At 42.1% G+C, this 12,740-nt stretch carries 14 protein-coding genes and 1 pseudogene (1 of these 15 cut by a window edge); 3 read left to right on the top strand and 12 right to left on the bottom strand.

Features of this window, described 5'->3' with window-relative positions; translation table 11 throughout:
• From lpxD to GJB62_RS21195, 4 genes are all read right to left on the bottom strand, one after another.
• Positions 1-593: the 5' portion of a UDP-3-O-(3-hydroxymyristoyl)glucosamine N-acyltransferase gene (gene lpxD, locus GJB62_RS21210; protein WP_114080786.1), read on the bottom strand. 460 nt of this gene lie to the left of the window's left edge; 593 of the gene's 1,053 nt are visible here — the first part of the coding sequence; the start codon lies at positions 591-593; its stop codon lies beyond the left edge, outside the window.
• A gap of 262 nt (positions 594-855) precedes the next feature.
• Entirely contained in the window at positions 856-2,100 is a 1,245-nt protein-coding gene (locus GJB62_RS21205) for an NAD(P)/FAD-dependent oxidoreductase (protein ID WP_114080787.1), read from the bottom strand.
• 52 nt (positions 2,101-2,152) lie between these two features.
• Complete coding sequence (gene rd / locus GJB62_RS21200; RefSeq protein WP_114080788.1) at positions 2,153-2,314, bottom strand: rubredoxin; 162 nt, start codon at positions 2,312-2,314, stop codon at positions 2,153-2,155.
• 160 nt (positions 2,315-2,474) lie between these two features.
• Positions 2,475-2,669, bottom strand: coding sequence for a hypothetical protein (locus GJB62_RS21195; RefSeq protein WP_012410758.1), 195 nt, complete (start codon positions 2,667-2,669; stop codon positions 2,475-2,477).
• Between the two features lie 420 nt (positions 2,670-3,089).
• On the opposite strand from GJB62_RS21195, the gene GJB62_RS21190 reads away from it, so the two are divergent.
• Entirely contained in the window at positions 3,090-3,644 is a 555-nt protein-coding gene (locus tag GJB62_RS21190) for an SRPBCC family protein (protein ID WP_114080789.1), read from the top strand.
• A 152-nt stretch (positions 3,645-3,796) separates the two neighbouring features.
• Here the strand turns inward: GJB62_RS21190 and clpB are convergent, their stop codons facing one another.
• Complete coding sequence (gene clpB, locus GJB62_RS21185; RefSeq protein ID WP_114080790.1) at positions 3,797-6,415, bottom strand: ATP-dependent chaperone ClpB; 2,619 nt, start codon at positions 6,413-6,415, stop codon at positions 3,797-3,799.
• Positions 6,416-6,895: 480 nt separating this feature from the next.
• Between clpB and GJB62_RS21180 the strand changes: the two genes are divergently transcribed.
• The gene (locus tag GJB62_RS21180) at positions 6,896-7,270 is read left to right on the top strand and encodes a hypothetical protein (RefSeq protein WP_114080792.1); all 375 of its coding nucleotides are present in this window, start codon (positions 6,896-6,898) and stop codon (positions 7,268-7,270) included.
• Between the two features lie 68 nt (positions 7,271-7,338).
• Positions 7,339-7,593 (top strand): TIGR02450 family Trp-rich protein, encoded by a 255-nt coding sequence (locus tag GJB62_RS21175; RefSeq protein WP_114080791.1) that lies wholly within the window; start codon positions 7,339-7,341, stop codon positions 7,591-7,593.
• A gap of 156 nt (positions 7,594-7,749) precedes the next feature.
• On the opposite strand, the pseudogene GJB62_RS21170 reads toward GJB62_RS21175, so the two are convergent.
• From GJB62_RS21170 to GJB62_RS21140, 7 genes and pseudogenes are all read right to left on the bottom strand, one after another.
• Positions 7,750-8,825, bottom strand: a pseudogene (locus GJB62_RS21170) (IS1634 family transposase).
• Positions 8,826-8,869: 44 nt separating this feature from the next.
• Positions 8,870-9,187 (bottom strand): putative toxin-antitoxin system toxin component, PIN family, encoded by a 318-nt coding sequence (locus GJB62_RS21165; protein WP_114080979.1) that lies wholly within the window; start codon positions 9,185-9,187, stop codon positions 8,870-8,872.
• Positions 9,177-9,398: a hypothetical protein gene (locus tag GJB62_RS21160; protein WP_114080980.1), complete on the bottom strand. Its 222-nt coding sequence runs from the start codon at positions 9,396-9,398 to the stop codon at positions 9,177-9,179. Before GJB62_RS21160 ends, GJB62_RS21165 begins: the two co-directional genes overlap by 11 nt.
• Before the next feature lie 247 nt (positions 9,399-9,645).
• Positions 9,646-9,924, bottom strand: coding sequence for a DUF2442 domain-containing protein (locus GJB62_RS21155; RefSeq protein ID WP_114080981.1), 279 nt, complete (start codon positions 9,922-9,924; stop codon positions 9,646-9,648).
• A gap of 3 nt (positions 9,925-9,927) precedes the next feature.
• Entirely contained in the window at positions 9,928-10,188 is a 261-nt protein-coding gene (locus GJB62_RS21150; RefSeq protein ID WP_114080982.1) for a DUF4160 domain-containing protein, read from the bottom strand.
• A gap of 153 nt (positions 10,189-10,341) precedes the next feature.
• The gene (locus GJB62_RS21145) at positions 10,342-11,745 is read right to left on the bottom strand and encodes a ferredoxin:protochlorophyllide reductase (ATP-dependent) subunit N (RefSeq protein ID WP_069070721.1); all 1,404 of its coding nucleotides are present in this window, start codon (positions 11,743-11,745) and stop codon (positions 10,342-10,344) included.
• Positions 11,746-11,921: 176 nt separating this feature from the next.
• On the bottom strand, positions 11,922-12,713 hold the full coding sequence (locus tag GJB62_RS21140) for a DUF5331 domain-containing protein (protein ID WP_114080984.1): 792 nt from the start codon (positions 12,711-12,713) through the stop codon (positions 11,922-11,924).
• Positions 12,714-12,740 lie beyond the last annotated feature (27 nt).

The raw sequence follows: 12,740 nt of genomic DNA, 5'->3' as shown, positions 1-12,740 counted from the left end.
CGGCTAGGAACAAAACCAAAGCCTTCTGCACCAATGACTGCACCACTGTGAATCACGCAATCTGAACCGATGCGGGTGCGTTCGTGAATAGTACAGTTGGCGTGTAAGGTGGTGCGATCGCCGATTTTGGTATCTGGATAAATCACCACATTGGGATGAATAATTGCACCATCGCCAATTTCCACGCCTTGCTGAATCACAGCATGGGGACCAACGTAAACATCACTACCAACTTTTGCACTGGAGTGAATTACAGCAGTGGGATGAATTTCTGGAACGGGGCGATATGGTTGGTAAAAAAGTGTGATCGCTTTGGCAAATAACAGTCGCGGATCTGAGGTCGATATCCAGACAATACCGTTCTCTTGTGCAAGCTCCTGTAATTTTTCGTCTTGGGGCAAAATTAAAGCTGTAGCATTGGTCTTACTGACAAAAGACCCAAATTTTGGCCCTTCTACGTAGCTGAGAGTACCGTTAGTGGCTTCATCAATGGCTGCTACCCCTATAATTTCTGGGTCAAAGTCTGGGTTGCTAGTCAGGCTATGATTGGTGGCTGTTTCACCAAATTGGCTGATAATTTCGCTAAATTTCATTGTTGGGTGTGTTCAAAATTGATCTACAAAGGATGGTAGCTTTATTTTTGCCGCTTTGTACTAGCAAGATAATTAGTAATTAATATAGAGATTATTTCTCCTCTATAAACTTCGATATTTTGAAATGATTAATCATATACAAGAATTAAGAGAAAGCTTGTTAAATAGTAAAAATAGTAATCTACTACATTATTTTAATAAGTTCGCAGTAAGGACTTTAGCCTATGCTTTCTAAGCACTAAAGTACTTACTACAAACTCTCTTAAGCTGTCTGGCTATTCGCCATTGCTATCCCTGCCAAATACCCGGTTGTCCAAGCACTTTGGAAGTTAAACCCACCGGTAACGCCATCAATATCTAAAATTTCTCCAGCAAAATAAAGGCCAGGAACTAACCTACTTTCCATCGTCTTGAAGTTGACTTCTTTGAGGTTAACGCCGCCACAGGTAACAAATTCTTCTTTAAAGGCTCCTTTGCCGTTGATTAAGTATTGTCCTTGAGTAAGTTCTTGCACCAGTTGATTTAAGGTTTTGCTAGATATTTCTGCCCAACGGTCGTCTGTGGTAATGCCTGCACGGGCAATGATATATTGCCAGAGACGATGGGGTAAATCAACGCCGCGATGCAATGCGATCGCTTTCTTTCCCCATTCATCTTTAACTGCTAAAACTTTTTCTCGCACTTGTTCTTGGTGCATAAGGGGCAGCCAATTAATCAATAATTTGGCTTGATAGCGACTTTCGTGCAAAACTCTCGCACCCCAAGCAGAAAGCTTTAAAACAGCCGGACCACTCAAACCCCAGTGGGTAATGAGCAATGGCCCAGTTTGTTGTAATTGGGATTTTCCGCCCGCCGATAACCTTAATTGGACAGGGTTAATGCTAACTCCAGCTAACTCTCGCAACTTTTGATCGGCAATGTTGAAGGTAAATAACGAGGGTACTGGCGGTTCTATTTGATGACCTAACTCTCGGACAATTTTATAACCGACAATACTACTGCCGGTGGCAAGAAGTAGGCGATCACATTTAATCGTCTCTCCCGACTTGAGAAGAATATCAAACCCCTCATCTGCTGTACTTCGTTTCACGGAAGTTACGTGTGTACCGACACGGAGTTTTACCCCAGATGTCGCCACCGATTTAATCAGACATTCCACAATGGTTTCTGAAGTATTGGTGACAGGAAACATCCGGCCATCAGCTTCAGTTTTTAGATAGACTCCACTAGCAGCAAACCAAGCTACTGTATCTTGAGGGCCAAAGCGAGTCAAAGCACCCCGCAAAGCTTTTGCACCTCTGGGGTAATTTTGGACTAACTCCTCCGCGTCAAAGCAAGCGTGAGTGACGTTGCAGCGTCCACCACCAGAAATTAGCACTTTCGCCAGTGGTTGACGACTGGCTTCGAGTAAAGTAACCTGGGCATCGGGATTGGCTTTAGCACAAGCGATCGCGCCAAAAAATCCCGCAGCCCCACCCCCTATAACTACGATTCGTAACGGTAGCAAATTCTAAAATTTCTCAATAGCACGTACTTTACTAGGCTAGCCCTTATCTTCACTATTCAACTACTTCAAATTGATCTTTTGTGGCACCACAAGTCGGGCATACCCAATCATCTGGTATATCTTCAAAAGCTGTTCCCGGCGCTATATCGCTATCTGGATCGCCGAATTCTGGGTCATATTCATAGCCGCAAACGGTACATATATACTTTGTCATGTTTCTTTCTCCTAATAAATTGTTGGCATCGCTTCCCTATTAGATACTTTTGGTAGTAAGTGAAAATGCTCACGCTACAATTCTTAAACGAGAGGATAAAGGCTTATCGGGTAAGGCGTGTACCGTTGGCGGCAATTTCCCAGATTATGAGAGATTCAGATTACAAACGCCACCAAGTCCTTTGGGCATAACTGATAATCCCGATCGCGATCGCCCCTAGTAGCAGTAGCAAAATTATTCCACCTGGAATAAAAGTGAGAATACCAAAGCCTCTCAGTACCCAAACGGCTACACTAACACCAAGAAGAATACCAAAAATCTGGATTAATCTACGATTTAAAGAAGATTGACTCACTTAATTTTCCTCTCAACTCAACAGAAATTACACTTGATATTGACAATCAAATATGAAGTTATGATGAAGTTACAATTTCATCATAAATAATACATAAAAATCGAGAGATCCTATCCAGAGGTTGGGTAAGGTGCTTGATATCAAATAGTGTTTGTGCCATTCTAGCTGTTAAGAACTTAGTTTTTCATTTATAAATACTGTTATTATCAAGTCCACTTAAGTATTGATTGTGTTAATTGTGATTACAGCTACAGGTTTTACAGTAAAGTAACTGAAATAATTACTAAAAACTCACCCTTTCCGGAAAGGATCGGGATTACACTGGAACTAAAATTTAATGGATTGGATCTAAATCAAGTTTTATAGCTTGTAGTTTCAATTCTATTTAGGTGGATGAGTTGAGGAGTAACTAAAATCATTATGTCTGCGTCTCATATCTCAGACTCAATTATTGCAGGTTCAGATATGGCTTGGAGTCAAGATAAACAAAAGTTGCTGGTACAGGGTGAAATCTTGGTAGAAACGCGATCGCACAAGGCGTGTGGTGGCGCAGTGACAGCCTGGATGTATTTGCCGATGGTGCGATCGCAAGTTTGGCAGCAATTAACTGACTATCCCCGGTGGGTGCAATATTTTCCTGATATCACTAAAAGCGAGATATCACACAAAGGTGAAGTTAAGCGCCTATATCAAGCAGCACAAAAAGCCTTTTTCTTTTTCACAGCTCAAGTGGAAATTTACCTCAGCGTTGTAGAGGTGCTGGGGCAACAAATCCAATTCCGTATGGAAAAAGGGACTTTTGAAGATTTTAACGCCAATTTAGAACTAAAAGATTGCGGAAATGGCACGTTGCTTGCTTATACTGTGCAAGCTACACCTCTGATTCCTATTCCATCAATTTTCATTCAACAAGCAATGAACTTTGAGTTGCCTGCAAATATGCGGAAAATGCGACAAGTGATTTGTAAACAGTAGGGAATGGGGAATAGTGTAGTTCAATCATTTAAAAAGTGAGTTTAAAAAACCTCTCCCTGCCTTGAACTAAAGTTCAAGCTGATCCCTCTCCGGCTTGGAGAGGGACGGTTCTACTGCGTAAAACGAGGGAGAGGTGTTTTATATTCGACTAATTAGCTGCTAAACACCTCAACGGGTAAGCGACTAAAAGAAAGACGCTCATTTTGCACATCTACAAAGATGGTGTCGCCGTTGTTGAATTCACCGCGCAAAATAGCTTTGGCAATTTGAGTTTCTAACTCTCGCTGAATCGCCCGCTTCAGTGGACGCGCCCCATACACTGGGTCATACCCTACTTCTGCTAAAAAGTCAAGTGCAATATCCGAGAGTTTGAGGGATATTTTGCGATCGGCCAATCTTTGCCGCAATCTTTGTACTTGTAACAGCACAATTTGCCGCAATTCCTTCTTATCTAAACCGTGGAAGATGATGATTTCGTCAATCCGGTTGAGGAATTCTGGACGGAAGCTATTCCGCATCGCTTCCATGACTCGACGGCGCATTTCGTCGTAGTGGGCGTTATCCCCAGCGACATCAAGAATGTATTGCGAACCGATGTTGCTAGTCATAATGATAATAGCGTTCTTGAAGTCCACCTTATGACCTTGGGCATCAGTGACGCGACCATCATCGAGAATTTGCAAGAAGATATTAAAAACATCAGGGTGTGCTTTCTCGATTTCGTCAAAGAGAATCACTGAGTAAGGACGGCGGCGAATCGCTTCTGTTAGTTGTCCACCTTCTTCGTAACCCACATATCCTGGAGGCGCACCGATTAAGCGGGAGACGGCATGTTTCTCCATATATTCCGACATATCGATTCGCACCAGCGCATCTTCGCTATCGAACATATAGCCCGCCAGCGCTTTCGCCAACTCGGTTTTACCGACACCCGTAGGCCCAAGGAAAATAAAGCTAGCGATAGGACGATTGGGATCAGCCAGTCCAGCGCGCGATCGCTGAATTGCATCCGCTACGGCTGTGACTGCTTCTTCTTGTCCAATCACGCGGTGGTGTAGTTCATCTTCTAAATGCAGTAGTTTCTCTTTCTCAGATTCCACCAGCTTGCTGATGGGAATTCCTGTCCATTTAGAAATAATTTCGGCAATATCAGCTTCTGTGACTTCTTCCCGTAATAGTGATTTTCCACTTCTTTGGGCACTTGCCAATTCAGCTTCTACTGCTTCCAACTGACGATGCAAACTAGTTAAATTACCGTATTTCAACTCCGCAGCGCGGTTAAGGTCGTAATCGCGTTCTGCTTGCTGAATCTCTAAATTGACCCGTTCAATCTCTTTTTTAACGGACTGAATTTTGTCAATGATATCTTTTTCAGATTGCCATTGAGTATTTAGGGTTCTTTGTTCTTCTTTGAGATCGGCAATTTCTTTTTCTAGTCTTTCTAGACGTTCACGAGAAGCGGCATCGCTTTCTTTTTGTAGCGATAGCTTCTCCATTTCCAATTGCAGAATCTTGCGATCGATTTCGTCGAGTTCTTCTGGTTTGGAGGTAATCTCCATTTTTAATCTGGCGGCGGCTTCATCTACCAAGTCAATGGCTTTATCAGGGAGGAAGCGATCGCTAATATATCGACTCGACAATACGGCGGCGGCGACTAAAGCACTATCAGAAATCTTTACCCCGTGGTGGTTTTCATAACGTTCTCTCAACCCACGCAAAATCGAAATACTATCTTCTACACTAGGTTGATCGACATAAACTTGCTGGAAGCGTCTTTCTAGTGCGGCATCCTTTTCGATATGTTTGCGGTATTCATCCAGAGTTGTCGCCCCAATACAGCGCAATTCGCCCCGCGCCAACATTGGTTTTAACAAGTTACCCGCATCCATCGCACCTTGGGTTGCACCAGCGCCGACAACGGTGTGAATTTCATCAATAAATAAAACAATATTGCCGCCAGATTCAGTAACTTCTTTTAATACTGCTTTCAGGCGTTCTTCAAATTCACCCCGGAATTTTGCCCCCGCAATCAAAGCACCCATATCTAAAGAAATTAGCTTGCGGTCTTTGAGGGACTGGGGTACATCACCTGCGATAATGCGCTGTGCTAATCCTTCAGCGATCGCAGTTTTACCAACACCCGGTTCACCAATTAGCACAGGATTATTCTTGGTGCGGCGAGACAGAATTTGGACAGTGCGGCGAATCTCATCATCCCGCCCAATCACTGGATCGAGTTGACCTTTACGCGCGGCTTCTGTGAGATCACGCCCATATTTTTCCAGTGCTTCGTATTTGCCTTCTGGATTTTGGTCGGTCACTTTTTGGCTCCCCCGAACTTGTTTAATAATATCTTTTAGTTTGCCTTCGTCTAAACCGAATTCTTGGAATAAAGCTTTGCCAAAGCGGTCATCTTTAGCGTAAGCCAGCAATAAGTGTTCAATTGAAATATATTCATCTTGAAACTCTTTGCGATACACATCTGCCCGGTCTAGAAGTGTATCTAAGCTGCGTCCCAAGTAAACAGAACTGCTAGTACCAGATACTTTTGGCTGACGTTGAAAAAATTGTTCGGTGCGATCGCGCAGTTTTTGGAGGTTAACACCCGCTTTGGTGAGAATCCCAGTTGCTAGACCATCTTGTTCTAGCAACGCCTTCATCAGGTGTTCGCTTTCAATTTGTTGTTGTTGATATTGTTTAACAATATCGGGGGTATGGGCGATCGCTTCCCAGGCTTTTTCTGTAAATTGGTTAGGATTAGTAGGTTGCATAGGCTTTTTCAGGAACGTAGAGGCGTAGTGGTGAAGCAGCGCGGTCTTCTCCCAAAGGGAGAGGCTAGCGCCAAAGGGGTTTCCCCCATGAGCGACTGCTGTTAGCGCAGCGTTAGCGACGTTAGGAGCGTCACCCGGAGGGCTTGTCGCAGGCTACCACCAGAACACCAAGTAAAGAAAATTTCTGTTCTCAATAGATATTGTAAGAACAGGATAGCGATCGCCTAGATCGGTGTTCACATCTTGAAAAAGTGGTATTTTCCCCTAGTTCTCATTTCCCATTCATTGCTGTGTTGCTGGCAACAGGTGCAACCCTTCAAGAAATTGGAAAGGTTATTGCCGAAGCTGGCTGAACCTCAGCATAAATCTAAATGCATAAGTAAGCATGATGTATTAAAGTTCTTCTACCTTGCCTCCACCATTTTCCTCCTACCCCATACAGAGTTACCATGATCCCAGGTCGCATAGTGGATGCTGAAAATGATTGACCCCTACGACTTTGAAGATGATGACTTTGATTTGGAGGATGAGGATTTCTTGAAAATAAAACCCATCAGCCAAATGACTGAAGGGGAAAAGCTACAGCGATTTAAGCGGTTCTTCGACAGCAGCAGCCGTGCTATGTTGCAAGACTGTTTATTTCGCATTGTCAATTATGAAGATGGTACAGGCACGTTAGAAATTCTTTGCCCTAATGAAGTTGTAAGACAACGCCTTTCCAAGAAAAAGCGCAAAATTACCAACAATATCAATACCTGCTGGAGCCATATCAGATGGTTTTCGCTATGCGTTCAGCAAGATAATGAGTTGGATTGCCAGAAGTTTACCCGTAACGGCGATTTGGTGACATCTTAATTGGATATTGGAAATTTGGGATAAAGAAAGTGTTTTCCCAATGACAAATGACAAATGACGAATAACAAATGACTAAAAAACAAAAATTTCCTTACCTAGTTGGTTCTAAATGGACAGCACAGCGAAAAGTTGATGGCTGGCGGCACTTCCAAGTTGTCAATCGGAAAAATCAGGCTAAGTGGGTTTATGCCGAAATGGTTGCTTCTTGCGATCCTAAAGTCCGTTTTTGGATAAATGCCAAATTATTACAAGATAACTCCCAGTGGCAAGCTGGCTGGCAAACATTAAAGGAAATCCAGGAAATTAAAACTGAGGTGTCCTAATTACCTTCAATACATAGACTGAAATAAATTAAGGCTTACGCACACTCTACGTTTCTTCTCTTACTCTTAGCCCACGCAAGTGGGCTTTATTTGTGTAGCCACAAATCCTATGAGACTGTTGGCGAATTCATCTAAACCCCACATTCCGCAGGTTAGTTAAGAAAGAAGATAATATTTTCGACAAGGAGCGCCAAAAAACTGAAGAATCCATTGCCTTTCATGGGTTAAGTTGGCAATTTGCTTGATTTGGGAGACGGTAACCAAATGAATTGACATAAAACATTGGAACACCCAACGTAAGGTGGGAGTAGAAGTTGGTTTACCCAACTGATTATCAATAGTTTTTTTTGCCCGTTCTAAGGCTTGACGTAAAGCTCTTTGACCCAGACTATAAACAAGCAAGCACAAACCCATAATCATTGCTAATGCGGCAACTCGCTCAGTCGAATTGAGAAAGACACTGGAAGTAAAAAATAAAGGGTCTTTGAGAAATCGGAAACCACGCTCAGTAGACTGCTGTGCCTTATATTCACGTAAAACATCTTCATCGCTGAGTTCTTCGGCATCGAGGACATTGGTCGCTAAAATAAATCTTCCAGCGCGTTTGGTTTCGATGGCGATGGCTATTTCCTTGGGTTCTAGCGTGGCATCGACTTGGTAGTAAAAGGTAGGGGCAGCATCCTTACTGGGTCTACCACGTCCAGTATGTTTTTTTACTTCCTTAACCTGGATATTAGCCAGTTGGTGTAAGGGCAACTTAGAACTGAGCCGTTGTGCCGCAATCAGAGCATCTTTTGAGCAAGCAAATTCTTGGTTTGACAACTGCCGAAGTTCGGATTGGGCAACTGATAACTTTTTAATTAAACGTTTTTCCAACTGCTTGAGGTCAGCTTCTTTTCTGGCTTGACTTTCGTTAGTCCCGCCTCATATAATTTGTCCAATACTCGACCCAAACGGTCATCGTTTAAGTGTTCTGGACGTATTCCTTCTCCTAAAAGATGCTCGGTAGCTTTGCCTACGAAAAACTTTTCAAACAAATATAACGGCGCACTCACGAATCCTAATCCGTTTAAAATCATTGCTTTTACAACTTGACCTGCACTGATGATTTCTTGAGAGTGAGTTCCCAGCAGTCGGTTAATTTGTTCTACTAAATTCATCTCATCACAGATGCCTGCGACTATGCCGCAGTGGTCAATATCCTGTACCCTGATATTTAATGATGCTGTCATGCTTCTAAAATGCAGCATTTAGGTCATTTTCAAAAATACAGCATTTACGAGCGCACCTGCGGAATCTGGGCTAAAAATTTGTTGTCATCTGGATCTCTACAGGTGTTTATTTGAGATTTTACTTCTATAAATTGACTGTACTTTTTAACTATTTCCAAAAAATCTTGTCGGTCTTTATCTGAGATATATTTATCGAACTTACGTTTGTAAATTCGTGTGTTTAATTCTTGATAAGTTTCATCGCTTTGAGCAATTGTAAATTCTTTATATACTTTATCTAAGGCTTTACGGGATGTCCCATTAGGACTTAGAGCCGCACTAAGTAAAACATTTGTATCAATGACAATTATTTTATGATTCATCGGCAAGTAATTCTTCTAGAGTTTCTTCGGTTAATCCTTTAGCTTGAGCATTTCTGCCGATTCTGTCAAAAACAGTAAGTAAATCTTCATTATTTGAAGAGATTTTCTTTATTTCTTGAATAAGTTGTTCTTGTTCTTGTGCGGGAAGTTGTAGGACAAGATTAAGAATTTGCTCGAAGGTTAGAGGGAGTTGATAGGTTTTTTGAGTCATGGTGAGTTCTAGAGTTAGGGAATAGAAACTTGTTAGCTTTTTAATCAGGTGAGCCAGTTTTCTACTTTTAAATCGCGATTCCTCTATACCTTAGCGAATTGCATTATGTATATCCTCAAGATTTTTAGGTTTTCCTGGATATTTTAAACAGCCTACTACATCATCTAATTTAGTTTCTGGAAAAAATTACTAGGATTTAATAAATCACTGACTTCTTGAGTTACTTCTGTTTTAACTCCAACTTTTTTCATATTCTTCGAGATTTCTGTATGTGTGATATAGATTGGTTAGTAACCACAGAATAAAGAACATCTGGGTCTAAATCTGCGCCATTATCCCAGTGAATTGTTCCCCACTCAGCGTTAAGTTTAACAGTTTTAAAATAGTTTAAATCTTTTAAAGGTTCAAAAATTCCTGTAAATTCGATTAATTGGTTAACATCAACAATACCTTCTTTTCCATCTTCAAACTTCAAATAGAGTTGATAGTTAGCGTGAGCAATAACTTCTATAATATCTTTAAGCATAATTCACTCTAATGGTTGAATTTTTTCTAAGGGATTATTTTCTCTTGCCAGTTGCCAGTTTTCTCTAAGTTCTGATTGGTGTATAGCTGCCCATTCAATTACTAAACCAAGAACTCTAGGAGTGAGTTTGCCTTCTAAAATTGATAAGGTTTCTATATCAATAATTGCCTTTTGCTTATTGTAGCGGACATGGAAATGAGGGGGCGGATGGTCATTATAGTACATAGTAATGATAATCCCTAAAAAACGGCAAATTTCAGGCATCACATCATCTCCTAAATTATCCTGTCTATTCAGTAATCTACATAATTGTAACTATTTATAGTAGCTCTCACTTTGCACCTCTGTAAGACAAAAAAAGGCGAACCCAAAAAGTTCGCCTTAATCATAATGCTGTTGCTAAATCCAAACCCAAATCTAAATCTTCGCTTCTTCTCTCACCAACTTATCCCAACCCAAATCTTTCAAATTATTATTCCGACGCAACGGACGAGTCACCAACTCTAACATGTCACGCGCATTCGTAAAGCCGTGAATTTGAGCAAAAGTGAACTCTACAGACCACTTTGTATTAATACCCCGTGCTTCCAATGGGTTAGCGTGAGCCATACCAGTAATTACTAAGTCTGGTTTCAACTCATAAATACGCTGAAGTTGATTGTAATTATCCGGCTTCTCTACAATCCTTGGCAGAGGTGAATTCATTTCCTGGCAAGTTTTCTCCAGCAATGCCAACTCAGCAGCTTGATAGCGCTTATCCATGTAGGGAATGCCGATTTCGTGAACTGTCATTCCACAACGGATTAAGAATCTGGCTTGGGAAACTTCCAGCAAGTTATCACCCATGAAGAATACAGATTTACCGCGAATCAGTTTTACGTAATCTTCCAAGCCTGCCCAAATTTGTGCTTCCCGTTCATCCAAACCCTTGGGAGTAATACCGAACACCGAGCAGATTTTCTCAATCCAAGCGCGGGTACCATCGGGGCCAATGGGGAAGGGTGCGCCAATGAGTTTACACTTGCGGCGGCGCATTAAGGTGGTAGCGGTGCGGCTGAGGAAGGGGTTGACACCAGCGACATAATACCCTTCTTCCAGTACTGGCAATTCTGTGAAGCGCTTCGCGGGTAGCCAGCCGGAAACTTTGATGCCTTGTTTCTTCAGTTCCAAGGTTAACTGAGTAACCACGGGGTCGGGAAGGGAGCCAAAAAGAACCAGTGGTGGATGATCTACATACTCAGATTCATCTTGGGCGACATCTTCTTTCTTTTTACCAAAGTTGAGCAATTTTGCGATCGCATTACGTTCACTTTTTTCTGTTTCCGCCACCGGAGACTTATCAGGACAACGGTTAGCCATAGCAGCTAATACGGTGTCTTCTCCTTGGGTGAAGGCGTAATCTAGACCATTTGCCCGCGCTACAACGATGGGAATCCCGATTTCAGATTCCAGCTTCGGTGCTAAACCTTCCAAATCGGTTTTGATAATTTCCGTGGTGCAAGTGCCAATCCAGACAATTACACTAGGATTGCGATCGCGTTTAATCTGCAAGCACAACCGCTTTAACTCTTCATAATCACTCAGTTGTGCCGAAATATCGCCCTCTTCCAACTCTGCCATTGCATAGCGGGGTTCAGCAAAAATCATCACCCCCATCGCATTTTGCAGGAAGTAGCCACAAGTTTTTGTCCCAATCACCAAAAAGAAGCTATCTTCAATTTTTTGGTATAACCACGCCACGCAGCTAATTGGGCAAAAGGTATGGTAATTCCCGGTTTCACATTCAAAGCTTAAAGCTTCTGGTTGTTGAGCGACAGTCATTTTGGTTTTTTCTCCCCTTGATATTTAATGGCAGTTCAACCAATTTCAGATTTTAGATTGATAATTTTGGATTGAAGGCTGAGACAACAAAAGTAACCTCTGTCTAACGACAATTTCCCTAATTCCTCATCCAAAACCCCAAATCTAAAACTTAAAATTGCGAAGAACGGCAATAATTAAGCGTTGGGGAAGAGACGGGCAATTTCTGATTCATCAAAAACGCCTGCTGGCAGTTCTTCCCCCAAAAAATCGTTATTTTCTTCAGCCTTTTGCAAAGCTGTTTCATCACCCCAGACATCTGATAACACGTCTTTAAACGCATTCTCATCTAGTGCAATATCTTCAAGCACTTCATCATCCAGCTTTACTTCCATTACAGCTGTTGCATCTGTATCGAAAGCAATTTCCCCAAACTCATCTGCTTCTAAATTAGAGGTTTCGAGAGACTCATCTTTTAAAGCGTGTCCGTTGGATAAGGAAATATCGCCAAAGCCATTTTCGGTTTCTTCCAACGCGCTGATTTCCAGGCTTTCATCCTCAGAATCCACCATTGCGAACTCTTGAACTACTGCCATCGATGCAAACCCATTTGTATGAGAATGTGCCAATGTTTCTTCTTCAGGCTTTTCGTCAATGACATCGGCTGCTTCTTCTACGAATCTCTCTACTTCTGGGTTCCCGACAAAGCGATTACCGAGAACTAAATCTGGGTCAAAATGCAAATCCAGCACCTCAATCAGGGTATCGGCATCAGGATTAAGTTTGGCAAAGGGCAACATTAACTGCGCTAGCTTTGGCTCTAGAGCGTTAAGAACTCCCAGGATGAGGTAAGAAGGTGGTCGCTTCCCGCCATCAGGGGTGTACACTGACTCCACTTCCATGTGCAGGGTAATCCAGTCTCGATTATTCTGGAAAAATTGCAACCACTTTTGTTTTATTGAATCCGTAAAGCTGTGAAAGAATGCCATGTTATTGTCCCCCATCCTGAGAACTTG

Source organism: Nostoc sp. ATCC 53789 (genome assembly GCF_009873495.1).
In the GTDB taxonomy this organism is placed as follows: Bacteria; Cyanobacteriota; Cyanobacteriia; order Cyanobacteriales; family Nostocaceae; genus Nostoc; species Nostoc muscorum_A.
This window is presented reverse-complemented; position numbering and strand designations above follow the sequence as displayed.